The 15,391-nt window shown below is 72.8% G+C and carries 14 protein-coding genes; 6 read left to right on the plus strand and 8 right to left on the minus strand.

Features of this window, described 5'->3' with window-relative positions; translation table 11 throughout:
* Nucleotides 1–236: 236 nt before the first annotated feature.
* The gene (gene katG, locus ACLBWX_RS18775) at nt 237–2,558 is read left to right on the plus strand and encodes a catalase/peroxidase HPI (protein WP_447678512.1); all 2,322 of its coding nucleotides are present in this window, start codon (nt 237–239) and stop codon (nt 2,556–2,558) included.
* A gap of 123 nt (nt 2,559–2,681) precedes the next feature.
* Here katG and ACLBWX_RS18780 read toward each other — a convergent pair whose 3' ends face one another.
* The 4 genes from ACLBWX_RS18780 to ACLBWX_RS18795 are packed head-to-tail and all read right to left on the minus strand — an operon-like array spanning nt 2,682 to nt 5,649.
* Nucleotides 2,682–3,230, minus strand: coding sequence for a cytochrome b (locus tag ACLBWX_RS18780; RefSeq protein WP_447678513.1), 549 nt, complete (start codon nt 3,228–3,230; stop codon nt 2,682–2,684).
* The gene (locus ACLBWX_RS18785; protein WP_447678514.1) at nt 3,227–4,339 is read right to left on the minus strand and encodes a catalase family peroxidase; all 1,113 of its coding nucleotides are present in this window, start codon (nt 4,337–4,339) and stop codon (nt 3,227–3,229) included. The genes ACLBWX_RS18780 and ACLBWX_RS18785 overlap by 4 nt, the downstream gene beginning before the upstream one ends.
* Before the next feature lie 9 nt (nt 4,340–4,348).
* Nucleotides 4,349–5,122, minus strand: coding sequence for an anti-sigma factor family protein (locus ACLBWX_RS18790; protein ID WP_447678515.1), 774 nt, complete (start codon nt 5,120–5,122; stop codon nt 4,349–4,351).
* Nucleotides 5,119–5,649, minus strand: coding sequence for a sigma-70 family RNA polymerase sigma factor (locus ACLBWX_RS18795; RefSeq protein WP_447678516.1), 531 nt, complete (start codon nt 5,647–5,649; stop codon nt 5,119–5,121). Before ACLBWX_RS18795 ends, ACLBWX_RS18790 begins: the two co-directional genes overlap by 4 nt.
* Before the next feature lie 354 nt (nt 5,650–6,003).
* On the opposite strand from ACLBWX_RS18795, the gene ACLBWX_RS18800 reads away from it, so the two are divergent.
* Both ACLBWX_RS18800 and ACLBWX_RS18805 read left to right on the plus strand, forming a co-directional pair.
* Nucleotides 6,004–6,273, plus strand: coding sequence for a hypothetical protein (locus ACLBWX_RS18800; protein WP_447678517.1), 270 nt, complete (start codon nt 6,004–6,006; stop codon nt 6,271–6,273).
* Nucleotides 6,274–6,436: 163 nt separating this feature from the next.
* A complete protein-coding gene (locus ACLBWX_RS18805) occupies nt 6,437–7,087 on the plus strand; it encodes a glutathione S-transferase family protein (protein WP_447678518.1) in 651 nt (216 codons plus the stop codon).
* 73 nt (nt 7,088–7,160) lie between these two features.
* Here ACLBWX_RS18805 and ACLBWX_RS18810 read toward each other — a convergent pair whose 3' ends face one another.
* The 3 genes from ACLBWX_RS18810 to ACLBWX_RS18820 all read right to left on the minus strand — a co-directional run bounded on the left by ACLBWX_RS18810 (nt 7,161) and on the right by ACLBWX_RS18820 (nt 10,848).
* Entirely contained in the window at nt 7,161–7,919 is a 759-nt protein-coding gene (locus ACLBWX_RS18810; RefSeq protein WP_447678519.1) for a helix-turn-helix domain-containing protein, read from the minus strand.
* A 92-nt stretch (nt 7,920–8,011) separates the two neighbouring features.
* Nucleotides 8,012–8,674, minus strand: coding sequence for a class GN sortase (locus ACLBWX_RS18815; protein WP_447678520.1), 663 nt, complete (start codon nt 8,672–8,674; stop codon nt 8,012–8,014).
* The gene (locus tag ACLBWX_RS18820) at nt 8,671–10,848 is read right to left on the minus strand and encodes a marine proteobacterial sortase target protein (protein ID WP_447678521.1); all 2,178 of its coding nucleotides are present in this window, start codon (nt 10,846–10,848) and stop codon (nt 8,671–8,673) included. The genes ACLBWX_RS18815 and ACLBWX_RS18820 overlap by 4 nt, the downstream gene beginning before the upstream one ends.
* A 315-nt stretch (nt 10,849–11,163) precedes the next feature.
* On the opposite strand from ACLBWX_RS18820, the gene ACLBWX_RS18825 reads away from it, so the two are divergent.
* A complete protein-coding gene (locus ACLBWX_RS18825; RefSeq protein WP_447678522.1) occupies nt 11,164–11,925 on the plus strand; it encodes an isocitrate lyase/PEP mutase family protein in 762 nt (253 codons plus the stop codon).
* Nucleotides 11,926–12,081: 156 nt separating this feature from the next.
* Here the strand turns inward: ACLBWX_RS18825 and recG are convergent, their stop codons facing one another.
* Nucleotides 12,082–14,229 (minus strand): ATP-dependent DNA helicase RecG, encoded by a 2,148-nt coding sequence (gene recG, locus ACLBWX_RS18830; RefSeq protein WP_447678523.1) that lies wholly within the window; start codon nt 14,227–14,229, stop codon nt 12,082–12,084.
* A gap of 256 nt (nt 14,230–14,485) precedes the next feature.
* Here recG and ACLBWX_RS18835 point away from each other — a divergent pair, with 256 nt between their 5' ends.
* Together ACLBWX_RS18835 and ACLBWX_RS18840 are read left to right on the plus strand one after the other, a co-directional pair.
* Nucleotides 14,486–14,779, plus strand: a complete 294-nt coding sequence (locus tag ACLBWX_RS18835; RefSeq protein ID WP_056477903.1) for an FAD assembly factor SdhE — start codon at nt 14,486–14,488, stop codon at nt 14,777–14,779.
* A gap of 77 nt (nt 14,780–14,856) precedes the next feature.
* Nucleotides 14,857–15,391: transposase (locus ACLBWX_RS18840; RefSeq protein WP_447678298.1), on the plus strand; the 535-nt coding region annotated here is incomplete at its 3' end.

Consider the following 15,391-nt stretch of genomic DNA (forward strand, 5'->3'; position numbering starts at 1 on the left):
GCGTCGCCGACTCGCGCAAACGTGAGGCCGCTGCCTGCAGGGCGTTTCAGCGGCCGCCCGGCCGATAAGGGCGTCGGCGGCGCCTTGATTTTTGATGAAATCGCCTGATCTCGCTCACGGTCGGATCGCGCAAAAGTTGCTCTTCGCGAGGTGCTGCGCGCCGCGCGCCTCGGTCGGCGACAGACCGGAGGACCCGACCGTCCGGTGAAGCCGGTCCCGCGCCAAGGGGAATGTTGATGAACACCATGACGACCGACAAGACCGACACCGCGTCCTATCCGATGGCGGGCCGGTGCCCGTTCGGAGGCGACCGGATCGGTGGGGCGCTCGGCAGCCGTCCGGCGCTGGAGAACTGGTATCCGCACCGCCTGCGGGTCGAGCTCCTGCACCAGAACGGGCTCGCGGCCGATCCGCTCGGACCCGATTTCGACTATGCCGGCGCCTTCAAGGCGATCGACCTCGACGCGCTCAAGAGCGACATCAAGCGGTTCCTGACCTCGTCGGTGTCGTGGTGGCCGTCCGACTACGGCAATTACGGCCCGCAGATGGTCCGCATGGCCTGGCACTCGGCCGGCACCTACCGCATCGCGGACGGGCGGGGCGGCGCCGGCACCGGGATGCAGCGCTTCGCGCCGATCTCGAGCTGGTGGGACAACGGCAACACCGACAAGTCGCGCCGCCTCCTGCAGCCGATCAAGCACAAGTACGGCAACGCCCTGTCCTGGGCCGACCTGATGGTCCTCACCGGCAACTGCGCCCTGGAGATCATGGGCCTGCCGACCTACGGATTCGCCGGTGGGCGCCTCGACGCCTGGGAGGCGGACAACGCCACCTACTGGGGCCCCGAGGTCGTCGAGATGGGCACGGTCGCGAGCTTCGACGAGATGGTCAACCGCGACAAGCGCTGGCGGGCCAGGAACGGCGAGCCCGACTACGACCTGGAGAACCCGCTCGCCGCCTCCCACCAGTCGCTGATCTACGTGAACCCGGAAGGCCCCTACGCGAACGGCGACCCGCAGGGCTCGGCCCACGACATCCGGGTGACCTTCACCCGCATGGCCATGAACGACGAGGAGACCGTGGCGCTCATCGCCGGCGGCCATGCCTTCGGCAAGAGCCACGGCATGACCCCGGCCAAGGAGATCGGGCCGCCGCCCGAGATGGCGCCGATGGAAGCGATGGGTCTCGGCTGGCACAACCCGAAGGGCGCCGGTTCGGGCAAGGACACCATGACCAACGGCATCGAGGGCAGCTGGACCCCCGATCCGACCCAGTGGGACAATGCCTATCTGGAGAACCTCTTCAAGTTCGACTGGGAGCAGGCCCGGAGCCCCGCCGGCGCCCTGCAATGGACCCCGAAGGATCCGAACGCGCCCAAGACCCCCGACGCCCATGTCGCCGGGCAGATGCATCCCCTCATGATGATGACCTCCGACATCGCCCTGAAGGTCGATCCGCAATACCGCAAGGTCTGCGAGAAGTTCCTCAGCGACTTCGACGCCTTCACGCAGGCCTTCTCCAAGGCGTGGTACAAGCTCACCCACCGCGACATGGGACCCAAGCACCGCTACCTCGGCCCGGAGGTTCGAATCGAGGACGGCCTGCTCTGGCAGGACCCGATCCCCGATGCCGCCTATGCGCCGATCGGCGAGGCCGAGATCGTCGCCCTGAAGCAGGCGATCCGGGCCACGAACCTCTCGGTCTCGGATCTGGCCTTCACGGCCTTCTCGGCCGCCTCGACCTACCGCGACAGCGACAAGCGCGGCGGCGCCAACGGCGGCCGTCTCGCCCTGGCCCCGCAGAAGGATTGGGCCGTCAACCGCCGGGCCGCGCCCGTGGTCGCGGCGCTCCGCGGGGTCATGGCCGCGTTCAACGCCGGGCGGAGCGACGGCAAGCAGGTGTCGCTCGCCGACCTCATCGTGCTCGCCGGCTGCGCCGCCGTGGAGACGGCGGCCGGGGACGCCGGGGTCGCGGCGCGGGTGCCGTTCACGCCCGGCCGGGTCGACACCACCCAGGAACTGACCGACATCGAGATGTTCCAGTGGCTGAGGCCCGTCGTGGACGGCTTCCGCAACTACGTCGACGACGGGTTTCCCGCGATAGCGCAGAGCCTGTCGCCGGAGGAGATGTTCCTCGACAAGGCCAACCTGCTGACCCTGACCGCGCCGGAATGGGTGGTGCTGACCGGCGGCCTGCGCGCCCTCAACGCCAACCACGACGGATCGAACCGGGGCATCTTCAGCGACCGGGTGGGCGTGCTGACGACGGATTTCTTCCGCACCCTGACCGACACCGACCTGGTCTGGGAGAAGGCCGATGCGGCCGGGACGTCCTTCGCCCTCAAGGACCGCGCCACGCAGCAGGTGAGGTTCGAGGCCACGCGCAGCGATCTCGTCTTCGGATCGAACGCGCAGCTGCGCAACATCGCCGACGCCTATGCGGGCAGCGACGGGCAAGGCCGGTTCGTGGCGGATTTCATTCGGGTCTGGGACAAGGTCATGATGCTCGACCGGTTCGACGTGAAGGGCCACCGCCGCTCCGGACCGATGGCGGCCTGAGAGACGGGGGTCGCGGGCTGCCCGCGACCCCATCCCGACGCCCGGAAGGGCGGGGTCGTATCCGGGACCTCCGAACGGGCGCCCCGGGAGCGGGCCGGCCCGAGGCCGGCACCCGCGATGGACTCAGCGGGACCGGGGTGAGCTCGGACGCAGCGCCATGCTGGAGAAGACCCCGTCGCGGCGGATCAGCCCGTGCATCAGCGCCGCCCCGAGATGGGCGAGGACGAGGCCGAACAGCGTGTAGGCCAGGACGGTGTGAAGCGGACGCAGCCACGCATAGAGGCTCGGATCGCGCGGCAGGATCGGCGGAAGCACCACCGCGCCGCCGAGCCCGATCGGGTAGCCGGCCGCCGACAGCATCGCCCACCCGACCAGCGGCAGCCCGAGCATCGACCCGTAGAGCAAGGTGTGCGAGGCGTGCGCCGCCCGGCGCTGCCAGCCCGGGAGGTCCGACGGCAGCGCCGGCGGCGGATGGCGCCAGCGGTGCGCGAGGCGCAGCACGGCCAGGATCAGGATGCCGATGCCCAGCGGCCGGTGCAGCGCGACGAGCGCATGATAGTGGGCCACCGAGGTCACCATCGCCACGCCGATGAACAGCATCGCCAGGATCAGGGCCGCCATGGTCCAGTGCAGCAGGCGCGCCGGCCGGCTGAAGCGTGCGGTGGCGCTCACGATCCGGCTCCCGGCGCGGGTGTGTCGTGGACGGCGCTCGGCGCCTTCGGCTCGCCGGCGCGGCGCGTGAACGAGACCGAATAGGCCGCCGAGCGTGCGCTGAGCAGCGGATCGTCCGATGCGGCGATGCCGGCGGGCAGGACCAGGGGGTCGAAGTTCACGTCGCGGCAATTGCCATCCGCCTCGGCCTGCGTCTGCGCCACGATCACCGTCCCGACGTCGAGGCTGGGCCGTTCGGCGGGCCAGGGACGGGTGGCATCCGCCGTGGGATCGCCCGCCTCGCCCAGCGTGACGACCAGGTGCCAGCGCACGGGACCCGCGCGGACCGCCGCCGCGAAGTCGTCGAACAGATAGTCCTTGTCCGTGCGCGCGCCCTGTGCGGGGCTCTCCGCCGCCGCGGTCCGCTCCGGCACGAAGGCCCATCGCACGGGCGTCTGCGTGCCGTCGGCGGCGATGAAGCGGAAGGCGTTGAGGCTCCGGAAGGTGTCGTCGGCGAACGCGGACGTCTTCGTCCGGGCCTCGATCAGGGCGACCGCTTTCACGCTCTCCGGGTTTGCCGCGAAGAACGCCTTCGTCGCCTCGGGATCGGGCTTGCCGGTCGCCGGATCGGGCTTGGCGGCGACGAGCTGCGCGTAGAATGCCTCGGGTGTGCGGACCGGAAAGACCGGGATGTCGTTGTTGCCCGTGCGCCATTCCTCGCCGTCGGGAAGCCGGAAGCGCAGCGCGAGGCTGCGCACCGTCGTGGCCGCGTCCGCCGCATAGGGCTGGCCGCCCGCGAGCGCGATGCGTCCCGTGACCGGCGTGACCTGTCCTGCGGCCAACGGCGTGGCCTTCGACAGGCGCTGGCCCCGGCCGCTGCTCTCGAAGCGCCCGGCCAGGCACAGTCCCTTGGCGTGGTTGCGGCGGAACCCCGGATGCGGGCCGTTGACCGCCTCGAAGCGGTCGACGATCCGCGCCTGGGTCAGGTCCCCCGGCGAGAGCCAGCCTCCGGCATACGCGAAGGCCCCCGCGGTTCCCGTGACGAGGGCGCCGATCGCGCCGAGGCGCAGGAGGACGGCGCGCGGGCTCAAGCCGGGACCGGCCCCGGTGAGGTCGTTCAGGAGCGACATGGCAGACCTTCAGATCTTCTTCGCGGTGGCGCGCCGGATCGCGTCGGCGAGGGGATGCAGAACGGTGTCGTCGGCCGCACCCACGAGGCTGTAGCCCAGCCCGTCCTGGGCCCAGGCGTAGCCGTTCGACGTCTGCGTGCTGTGCGGGCGCATCGGCGCATCGCCGGGTCCGTTCATGGGCCGCATCAGCATGACGAAGCGCGCGCCGTGCCCGTCATCGTACATCAGCAGTCCGGCAGGCCCCTGGGGGGTCGCGACGAGGCGTCCCCCCATGAGGTGGTAGCCGGAGCCGCTGAGGTCCGGCACGCCCACCGGTCGCTGCAGCCGGGCCGAGAACCAGCCGGCGAGTTCGTCCCGGTTCGCCGCGGCGAGCTCGACGGGCCGGGTGTGGTCGGGGGCGTAGACCGCGTAGTTCATGCTCGCGGACTGGGCCAGCGCCTCGATGCCGGTCGGCACCGGCGAGGCCACCTCGCGCAGGCCCCACCCCCCGGCGCCGCCGACGAGCAGCAGCAGCCCGGCCGCCATCGCCTGCCAGGCCGGCCGCGCCGGGCGGCGGCGCGCCGCGGCGATCCGCGCCAGGTTCAACCGGGCCGGCACCGGCTCGGCCGCGGTGGGCGCGAAGGCGGTCCGCATCGCCTCGCGCAGGGCGACCATGCGCGCGACCCGCATGCGCGCTTCCGGATGGTCGTCGAGATAGGCCTCGACCTCGCGCCTGCGGCCGGCCTCGAGCCGCGCGTCCACGAGGCCCTGGAGATCGTCTTCGCCGATCGGATGCATGGTCATTTGACCCTCCGCAGGTTTGGGCGCCTGGCGGGCGCGAAGGCTTCGGTGCCCTCCATGAGCTGGATCATCCGGTTCCGGGCCCGGGACAGACGGGACATCACGGTCCCGGTCGGGATGGCGAGGATGTCCGCCGTCTCGGCGTAGGACAGGCCCTCCACCGTCACGAGCAGGAGGACGCTGCGCTGCTCCTCCGGCAGGGCGTCGAGGGCCGTCATCAGGTCCCGATGGCGCAGGCCGCTCTCCTGGGTCGGCGCCACCGCGAGGCTGGCGTCCGCCGTGTCCTCGATCGGCATGTGGGCGCCGCGGCGGACGCGCTGGCGCATCTGCGTCACGGCCAGGTTGTGGAGGATCGCGAAGAGCCAGGTCCGGGCGTCGCCATCGGCCCGGCGCTGGTGCCAGCGGCCGACCGCCCGCTCCAGGCAGTCCTGCACGAGGTCGTCGGCGTCGGTGGGGTCGCGCAGGAGCGCCCGCGCATAGCGGCGCAGGGCCGGGATCAGCGGCTCGACGAGGCGCATCATGTCCGTCATGTGCGGTCTCCCGGCTCGGGCCGGTCTCTTGGCATGCGCCGGTCTCTTGGCATGCGCCGGTCTCCCAACATGCGCCGGTCTCCCAACATGGGCCGGGCTCCTCTCCTTGCGGGACGGCCGCGCCGGGCCTGTGCCCGGACCGGCCTATGGCGGCATGGACGCCGTGGATGTCGTATTATTCCACGCGCGCACCGCATTTTTTACGGTCCGCAGCGCGCGTCGGGTCGCGGCGACGGTCCTGAAGGCGGACGAGCGATTTTTCGACGGCACCCGGAATAATCAGCCCAAGACATCGTCTGTCCGGCATCCCGGCTCGACGCTCCCGGATCGAGCAGGAAACACTGGAGACATGGCATGTCGATGCTCAAGACCTTCTCGGCCCTCGCCTTCGCGTCCACCTGTACCGTCGCTGCCCTGACCGGAGCGTCCCAGGCCCGGCCCATCCCGTATCCTGCGGAAGGTCCGGCGATCACCGGCTCGATCCTGCCGCAGGCGCGGTCGACGGACTGGCTGGGCGGCCCGGACACCGACAGCGGCAACGCCCGGAACCCGGCGCTCCCGGGCTATGCCCAGGCCCGCGGTCAGGAGACCGGCGGACCCGCCCGTGAGCTGATCCCGAATTAGCGCGCGCTTCCCCGAGCGCGTCAGCCCGCGCCCGGGGCCGTCTCCCCGCCATCCGGCCCCGCGCAAGCCCGAACGACGACGAATCGGAACGGCAGCAGGTCGCCTTTGCGCCGCGCCGTGTCATGGTGGGCGTCCTGATCATCGAACGACGGAGCTGTTCGCGATGAATTCCCGCCGGATCACGCTCTACCATGCGCCGCGCACCCGCTCGTCGGGCGTCCTGACCCTGCTGGAGGAGCTCGGGGCGGATTATGGGCTGCGCACGCTCGACCTGAAGGCGGGCGAACACCGCGCGCCCGCGTTTCTCGCGGTCAATCCGCTCGGGAAGGTGCCGGCGATCGTGCACGGCGACGTGGTCGTGACCGAGCAGGCGGCGATCGTCATCTATCTCGCCGACCTCTACCCCGAGGCGAAGCTCGCCCCCGCGCTCGACGACCCCCTGCGCGGCCCCTACCTGCGCTGGCTCGCCTTCCACGGCGCCTCCTTCGAACCCGCCATCGTCGATCGCGCCATGAACCGCGATCCAGGACCTCGGGCGATGTCGCCGTATGGCGGCTACGACGCCGTGATGGACGCGCTGACGGCGCAGCTTCGCCGGGGACCCTACCTGTTCGGCAAGCGGTTCACGGCCGCGGACGTCCTGTGGGCGACGGCCCTCGGCTGGACGACGCGCGCGAAGCTCGTGCCGCCGAACCTCGAATTGCTGCGGTATGTCGAGCGCTTCCGCACCCGGTCTGCCGTCGTCCGGGCCGAAGCGCTCGACGAGAGGCTCGCCCGGGACCTCGAGGGCGAGATCGAGCACCGCACGGGTTGAGGATCGCGGTCGCCTGCCTGTCTGCCGGCCGGCACGACGGGCGGGCGCGGGACTCGGGCCGGTGTCGTTCCGGCTAGGAAGCGCTCGTGAAGAACGTGGCGTAGCCGTCTGCGTGGACGCGATCGAGATGCGCGCGATAGGCCGCGTGAGCCGGCTCCTGCGGAGCGACGCGGCCGTAACGGAATTCGGCCGCATCGCGCTCCGGCAGCAGGGCGAGCGGTGCCGAAGCGGGCGTGAGTTGCGTCCCGCGGCCCGCGTGCAGCGTGGTGAGGATCCCGTACATCTCGCCGCGGATGTTGGGGCGGCACAACACCGCGAGACGATGCTGCCCGTGCCAGTTGGTCACCAGGTAGATCATGCCGGATTGGCTCGGGACGGCGACACTGCCGGATTGCGCGAACGGCGCGTCGATCCGCTCGGCCTCGCGGAACACCAGGCGCGCGCTGCCGGCGTCCCAGGCGATCTCGGTCCGGTAGGCGAAAATCACCCCCGCCGTCTCGAAGGAGGGGCGGAGGGTGAGGTAACGGCCCTCCAGCCAGGCCACGCCCTGCCGCGCGTAGGCCCCGAGTTCGTCGGGGGCATGCAGGGGCGGTTCCACAGCCGGCGCCTGCCCCGGCGGCTGCCGTAGGGATTGGCCCAGCGCTTCCTCCAGCCGGATCGTGGTCGCCAGGGTGAACGGCCGGCGGCCGGCGAGCGCCTTCTCCAGGGTCGAGAGGCTGATCCGGGCCTCTTCGGCCAGCGTCTGCCGCGAGATGCGCCGGCGGGCCAACGCCTCGCGCACGATCTGGGCAATGGCGCGGCTCTGCGCCTCGGACAGTTCGACGTCGCTCACGGACAGGGCTCGCGCAGGCTCGATCCGCACAGATCCGCACGAAACCGCACATTCGCGCAAGTGCGGCCGAGCTGGCCATCCACGGCGACCCGTCAGGAACGGCCCGCCTCCGGTGCCAACTCCGCCTCCGGCACCAACTCCGCCTCCGGCACCAACTCGGTGTCGACGATCAGCCGCAGGGGGCCGGCCCGCAGGGCCTCCAGGGGCCAGCAGGTGACGAGGGCGAGATGCCGGCCGGGCGCCTGCGGGTCGATGCCCGAGGCATCCCAGCGCGCCACCCGCGTGCCGGTGACGCGGAAGAGCCGGGTTCGGCCGTCGCGGCCCGTCACCACCACGGGATCGCCGGGGCCGAGCCGCCCCAGCCCCGCGAACTGCGTGTCGCGGTGCGCGGCGAAGACCGCGGTGCCGGGTGCGCCGGCCTCCGGGGTGCCGTCCAGATGGCCGGGGCCGAAGGCCAGGGCCTGTCCGCTCCCGCCCCGCAGGACCACGAAGCTGCGGCCCATGACGGTGAGCCGGGCGACCGGCTCGGTGTCGGCCCAGGGCCAGGGCCTGACGGGCTGCCCGGTGGGCTGCCCGGCGGGCTGCCCGGTGAGTTGCTCCTCGGCCAGGCTGCGGGCGAAGGCACGCTCCAGCAGCCCCTGCGCCAGGGCGGCCTTGGCGGGGATCCAGGCGGCCTGCAGCGCCAGCCCGAGGCCCGCGAGGGTGAGGAGGGCCGCGAGGGCCCTCCGCGGTCCGGTTGCGCGGCGACGGCTCATCGCATGTCCCCAATCGGCCGCTCGCCGGACCGGAGACCGGTGCCCAGCAGCAGGCCCAGGAGGGCGAGGAGCAGGCCCAGGCCGAGCTCGGCGAGAATCCCGGCCCCGGTTTGCGGCAGGTCGACGGCCGCGCCGTCGGCGCCGATCGGCACGATCCGGGCCGGCCGGTCGTCGGCGGGCGCCGCGCCGGGCCGGTCCGTGCCGAACACCTTGGCGAAGTCCCAGCCCGCCGGCAGGTTCAGCGGCAGGTCGGCGGTGACGAGGGGCGTGCCCGGTGCCCGGCGCGGGGTGGCGTCGACCGCCACGAGGCTGGTCAGGCGCGTCGTCAGGCCGTGCTCCAGGGCGAGGGCCAGGATGGTGGCGTCGGCCGTGTCCGTGCCGAGGCGCCCGGTGATGCGCGCCGTCTCGGTCTCGCCGATCCGGGAGCGCGCCCAGACCTTGGAGATGCCCGCACCCGCGCCCGCCTCGGCGAGCGGGAGCGTCCGGCTCCAGGCCCGGCCGCCCACCCGGCCCGCGACGGTCACGGTCCCCTCGGCCGCCCCCGGCAGCCGCGCGGCGAAGACCAGCGGCTCGCCGCGATACAGGTCCGGAAGCGCGCCCGGCGTCACCGCGACGCCCGGGGCCGAGAAGGTCGCGGTCAAGTCGGTGACGGCGGGGGATTCGAGCTTCTCGTAGAGCGCGCGGGTCCGCTCGCCGACCTGCGCGAGGTCGCGGATCTCCGTGAAGCTGCCGCGCCCGATCTCGGCGGCGTGGCGCATCAGGTGGCCGTTGGGCGCCGAGCCGATGCCGACCATGAACAGGCGCGAGCGCCCGAGATGCGCGTGGATCGCCGCGAAGATCCGCTCCTCGTCACCCACGGCGCCGTCGGTGAGGAACACGACCTGGCGCACGCGCCCGTCCTCCGGGCGGGGATCGGCCAGGGCCGCCTCGAGCGGCGCTAGCATCTCGGTGCCGCCGCGCGCCTCCAGGGCGGCGACGAAGCGCTCGGCCTCCGCCAGGGCATCCGGCGTCGCCGGGACGGGCTCGGGATGCAGCGCGTCCCAGGTGTCGTCGAAGCGGATGACGTTGACGCGGTCCTGCGGGGTCAGGCGGCGGAGGCCGGCCAGCAGCCCGGCCTTGGCCTGCCGCATCGAGGCCCCGGACATCGAGCCGGAATTGTCGATGACGAAGGTGACGTCGCGCGCCGGCCCGGCGCCCGCGCCGGCCTCGATCTCCGGCGGGGTCACGGCGGCCAGCAGGTAGGTCCGGCCGGCGACGGTCTCGCGGAACAGGCCGAGGCCCGGCATCCGGCCGGGGACCGGCGCCCAGGTCAGCTCGAGGTCGCGGTCGGCCGGCACGACGCCGTCGGCCAGGGTGACGGTCCGGGCCTCCGGGCCCGCCTCGGTCACGCGGATCGCGTGGGTCGCGCTGCGCACGGGGCCGACGGCGAAGCCCGCCCGGAGCCGCACCGTGACGGCGACGGGGTTGGTCGGGCGGGAGACCGACGGGTCGAGCACCGGCGGGCTGATCCGGGCGCGATCCGGAACCGGGTCGCGGCCCGCCGCGGCCACGCCGTCGCGCGAGACCGCGTCCACCGGGGCGGGGGCGGGATTGTAGCGGGGCGCGACCACCAGGGGCAGGCGCAGCATCCGCGTCTCGCCGGAGACGGGGATCGTCTGCTGATAGGTGATCTGGACCAGCACCGTCTCGCCGGGGCCGATATTGGCGACCGCGTTGGTGAAGAGGTTGGGCCGCGCCTGCGCGGTCAGGGCCGCCGACTGCCCGGCCGCCTTCGCGGCCTCGTAGGCGCGCTCGGCCGCCGCCCGCTCGCGGATGCCGGCGACGATCACCCGGGAGCCGACGACGAGCGTCATGCCGTCCACGGCCGCGTCCTCGGGCAGGGGATACACGTAGGTGCCCTCGACCCAGTCCGCGCCGGGGTTGCGGAAGGCCTGGGTGACGACGGCCCGGGCCGTCGGGCCGCTGACATCGACGCTGATGTCGGTCGCGAGCCGGATGGCCTCGACCGGCGCGCCGTCGGCGGACCCGCGCAGCGTCAGGCCGCCCCGCGCCGGCCCCGGCGACGCCTGGGCCGAGGCGACCACGACGAGGAGCGCCAGCAGCGCGAGGAAGAGCGGCGACAGCCCGGCGCTGCGGGGGAGCCCGACCGCGGATCGGGGGGTGAAGAACGGCATCGGGGAAACCTCCTGCGCCGGCGGATCGGGGCCGGCTCGCCGCCGAAGCTCCCGCGCCCGCCCCTCTGCCACCACGAGAAACTTCGCCCTTTCCCGGTCCGGAACCGCACCCGTCCGCCGCGCCCGGGCGGATCTGTGCGGGGCCGGTGCGGCGCCGTCCGCCCCCGGCGGACCGCGCCCGGTGCTCGATCGTGAGCCCCGAATGGTCCAGGATCCCGGTCGCGTCGACCGCCGGGGTCGCGACCTCGAACGTCGACGGGGCTGGCCGGCGGCGGCGACGAAAGACTGCTAAGCCTGAAGAGGATGGAACGAGCGATGGCCACCACGGCGGAGAAGCGGAGCGCCTTTCGCAGCCTTCACGAAAGCGGCTTCTTCCTCCTGCCCAATGCCTGGGACGGCGGCAGCGCGGTTCGGCTCGCCGCGCTCGGCTTCAAGGCCATCGCCTCGACGAGCGCGGGTGCGGCCTGGGCCGCCGGCAGGCAGGACGGGGAACTCGGCCTGGAGGCCGTCCTCGACTATCTGAGAGGACTCGTGGCCAGCACCCATCTGCCGGTCAACGCGGATTTCGAGAACGGCTTCGCCGACCGTCCGGAGGACGTCGCGCGAAACGTCGCCCGGGCGGTCGACACGGGTGTGGCAGCCCTGTCGATCGAGGATTGGTCCGGAACCGCGCTGTACGAGACGGGGCAGGCCGTCGAACGGATCGCCGCCGCGCGCGGGGCCATCGACGCCGTCGATCCCGCGGTGATGCTCGTCGGTCGAAACGAGAACTTCCGGGTCCCCGACCTGTCGGTCGGCGTCAGCATCGTGCGCGCCGTCGCCTATGCGGAGGCCGGCGCCGACTGCCTCTTCGTGCCCTTCATCCGCGATCGCGGTGCCGTCGCGGAACTCGTCGCGGCCGTCGCCCCGAAGCCGGTCAACGTCGTGGTGCACCGGTACGACGAGGAGATCCGGGTGTTCGCCGAACTCGGGGTTCGCCGGTGCAGCGTGGGCGGAAGCCTCGCCCGAAGGACCTGGGCGGCGTTCGATGCCGCCGCGCAGACCTTGCGGCGCTACGACGGGGGCGCCGGGTCCTGACGGTCGCGACGCGAAGGTCCGAGCGGCCCATCGACCCCGTCGCGGAACACCTGGCGGTGTCGTGGACGCCTTCGCGGCGGGTGACCCGACCGCGGGCGGTGTGGCCCCACCCGCCTCGAACGATCGAGGCGGGCGCCGGGCGTCGGCCTTGTCCCGTCAGCCCGCCCCGAGCAGCCGGATCGCGGCGTCGCGCTCGAACAGGTAGAGCAGCACCCTGAGCGCCTGGCCCCGCGCGCTCCGCAGGCCGGGATCGCGCTGGACCACGAGCTGCGCGTCGTCGCGGGCGACCTCGAGCAGCTCGGCGTCGCTCTCCAGGCTGGCGAGGCGGAAGGCGGCCAGGCCCGATTGGCGGGTGCCCAGCACCTCGCCCTCGCCGCGCAGGCGCAGGTCTTCTTCCGCGATGCGGAAGCCGTCCTCGGTCTCGCGCATCATCTCGAGGCGCGCCCGCGAGACCTGGCCCAGCGGCCCGCGATAGAGCAGGAGGCAGCTCGAGGCCCTGGTGCCGCGCCCGACCCGGCCGCGCAGCTGGTGGAGCTGGGCCAGCCCGAAGCGCTCGGCATGCTCGATGACCATGATGGTGGCCTCCGGCACGTCGACGCCGACCTCCACCACGGTGGTCGAGACGAGGATCTTCGTCTCGCCCCGGGCGAAGCGCTCCATGGCGGCGTCCTTGTCGGGGCCGGGCATCTTGCCGTGGATCAGCCCGACCGCGTCGCCGAAGCTGTGGCGCAGGTCCTCGAAGCGCTCCTCGGCCGCGGCCAGATCCACGAACTCGGATTCCGCCACCAGGGGGCAGATCCAGTAGGCGCGGTCGCCGGCGGCGAGCGCTCGCCCCAAGCCCTCCACCACCGCGTCGAGGCGGTCTGTGGAGACGAGGCGGGTGGCGATGGGCTGGCGCCCGGCGGGCTTCTCGTCGAGCACCGAGACGTCCATGTCGCCGAAGCAGGTCAGCGCCAGGGTGCGGGGGATCGGGGTCGCCGTCATCACCAGGATGTCGACGGCCGCGCCCTTGGCGCCCAGCGCCAGGCGCTGGTGCACGCCGAAGCGGTGCTGCTCGTCCACCACCGCCACGCCGAGATCGGCGAAGACCACGGCGTCCTGGAACAGCGCGTGGGTGCCGACCACGATGTCGACCGCCCCCGCGGCCAGGGCCGCCAGGGTGGCGCGGCGCTCGGAGGCCCGGTCGCGCCCGGTGAGGAGGCGCAGGCGCAAGGGCGCGGCGAGCGGCGCGAGGCGCTCGAAGTGCTGGCGCGCCAGGATCTCGGTGGGCGCCATCAGGGCCGCCTGGCGCCCGACCTCCACGGCCGAGGCCATGGCCAGCAGCGCCACCGCGGTCTTGCCGGAGCCGACATCGCCCTGGAGCAGGCGCAGCATGCGCCGGTCGGAGGCGAGATCGCCCCGGATCTCGGCGACCGCGCGGCGCTGCGCGCCCGTCAGTCCGAAGGGCAGGGCGGCCTCGATCCGGCCGCTCAAGGCCCCGTCCCCGGCATTGGCCCGGCCCGGCGCCCGGCGGTTGCGAGACCGCATCAGGGCCAGCGCCAGCTGCGAGGCGAGCAGCTCGTCATAGGCGAGGCGGCGCCGGGCCGGGGAGCGCGGCGCCGCGGTCATGCCCTCCGGAACCGGCGGCGGCGCGCTCTCGGGCCGGTGCTCGGCCCGCAGGGCGTCGGCGAAGGCCGGCAGACCCTCGCGGGCGAGCCAGGCCGGGTCCTGCCACTCGGGCAGCACCGGCAGGCGCTCCAGGGCGGCATGCGCCAGCTTCGAGATCGCCCGCGAGGTCAGGCCCTCGGTGGCGCCGTAGACCGGCTCGACGCTGGGCTGGGCGGCGAGCCCCGCCTCGTCGACGATGCGGGCCGGATGGACCATCTGGCGGTGCCCGTCCCAGAGGTCGATCCGCCCGGTGATGTAGCGGTGGGCGCCCAGGGGCAGCATCTTCTCGACGCGGGCCTGGGGCATGCCGAAGAACACCAGGGTGATGTCGCCGGTGGGGTCCTCCACCAGCACCCGGAAGGGGCGGCGCCCCGCCCCGGGCTGGGGCGCCCGGTAGCCCGTCACGGTGACGCCGAGCGTCACCGGCTCGCCGGGGGGCGCCTCGGCGATGGAGCCCATCATCCGGCGGGCGACGCCGCCCTGGGGCAGGTGGAACAGCAGGTCGACGATCCGGGCCGGCTGCTCGGGCGTGCCCAGCAGCCGCTCGATCATCGGCGCCATCTTCGGTCCGATGCCGGGCAGGCCGCGCGCGGGCGCGAACAGGGCATCGAGGATGCTCGGGCGGAGCAGGGGCTGGCGGGACGCAGGCTCGGTCATGCGGCTCGGGGCGGGAAACGGGCGGAAGGCGGAAACGGGCGGTAGGGGACCCGGAGGACGGAAAGCCGGAGGACGGGACCCCGCCCCGCGCACGGGCGGGATGGCGGCGCGGCCCGCTGTCTCTATATACCGGCCGGAAGGCTTGGTCCCGCGACGGATGACGCACCGGGGCCGGGCCTGGGCCGCCCTGATTCCACGGGATCCTGCGATCCGGGGATCACGGCATCCCGGGATCACAGCATCACAGGCTGACCGCATGTCCGGCACCACCCGCACCAGCGCCGACCTCGATCCGCGCCGCCGCCGCACCCTCTTCCGCGCCTGGCACCGCGGCATCCGCGAGATGGACCTGATCATGGGCCGCTTCGCCGATGCCGAGATCGGCACGCTCTCGGAGGAGGAGCTCACCACCTTCGAGGCCCTGATCGAGGTGCCCGACCGCGACCTGTTCCGCTGGCTCACCGGCGAGGACCCGACGCCCGAGAACTACGACACGCCGGTCTATCGGCGCCTCAAGGCCTTCCACAAGCACGACGCACCGATCCACTAGCAGGGTGTTGAAGAAGTCCGTGGCGTGCCAGGGGTTGGCATGATTCACTGCTCCCTGGCAGTAAACGGGGAAGGCAGATGCGGGGCTCGGATCGGCGTTCGGGGGCGTTGTTCTCGTATGTGGACCTGGAAGCTCGGGTCCGGTCCGATCATCCTCTGCGGGCCATCCGGCAACTGACGGACGAGGCGCTGGTGGCCCTGAGCGGGTCGTTCTCGGCACTCTATGCGACTCGGATGGGTCGTCCGTCGATCCCGCCCGAGATGCTGCTGCGGGCTATGCTCCTGCAGGCGTTCTACTCGATCCGCTCGGAGCGGCAGCTGATGGAGCGGCTGGAGTTCGACCTGTTGTTCCGCTGGTTCGTAGGGCTGGGCATCGACGATCAGGCCTGGGATCATTCGAGCTTCACCCGGAACCGGGACCGGCTCCTGGCCGGTGAGATCGCGGCCCAGTTCCTGGCCGCCGTGCTGGCCCGGCCCCGGGTCAGGCGGCTTCTGTCCAGCGACCACTTCAGCGTCGATGGCACGCTGATCGAGGCCTGGGCGTCGATCAAGAGCTTCAAGCCCAAGGATCAGGGCGGCAACGATCAAGGGAAAGATCCGCCGCCGCCGTCCG

This window comes from Methylobacterium sp. M6A4_1b, from assembly GCF_053345175.1.

Bases quoted from the DNA above. Each gene is read 5' to 3' on its own strand.
- ACLBWX_RS18835 (WP_056477903.1), top strand. From the start codon at position 14,486: ATGTCCGGCACCACCCGCACCAGCGCCGACCTCGATCCGCGCCGCCGC.
- recG (WP_447678523.1), bottom strand. From the start codon at position 14,229: ATGACCGAGCCTGCGTCCCGCCAGCCCCTGCTCCGCCCGAGCATCCTC.
- ACLBWX_RS18820 (WP_447678521.1), bottom strand. From the start codon at position 10,848: ATGCCGTTCTTCACCCCCCGATCCGCGGTCGGGCTCCCCCGCAGCGCC.
- ACLBWX_RS18785 (WP_447678514.1), bottom strand. From the start codon at position 4,339: ATGTCGCTCCTGAACGACCTCACCGGGGCCGGTCCCGGCTTGAGCCCG.
- ACLBWX_RS18825 (WP_447678522.1), top strand. From the start codon at position 11,164: ATGGCCACCACGGCGGAGAAGCGGAGCGCCTTTCGCAGCCTTCACGAA.
- ACLBWX_RS18815 (WP_447678520.1), bottom strand. From the start codon at position 8,674: ATGAGCCGTCGCCGCGCAACCGGACCGCGGAGGGCCCTCGCGGCCCTC.
- ACLBWX_RS18795 (WP_447678516.1), bottom strand. From the start codon at position 5,649: ATGACGGACATGATGCGCCTCGTCGAGCCGCTGATCCCGGCCCTGCGC.
- katG (WP_447678512.1), top strand. From the start codon at position 237: ATGAACACCATGACGACCGACAAGACCGACACCGCGTCCTATCCGATG.
- ACLBWX_RS18800 (WP_447678517.1), top strand. From the start codon at position 6,004: ATGTCGATGCTCAAGACCTTCTCGGCCCTCGCCTTCGCGTCCACCTGT.
- ACLBWX_RS18805 (WP_447678518.1), top strand. From the start codon at position 6,437: ATGAATTCCCGCCGGATCACGCTCTACCATGCGCCGCGCACCCGCTCG.
- ACLBWX_RS18790 (WP_447678515.1), bottom strand. From the start codon at position 5,122: ATGACCATGCATCCGATCGGCGAAGACGATCTCCAGGGCCTCGTGGAC.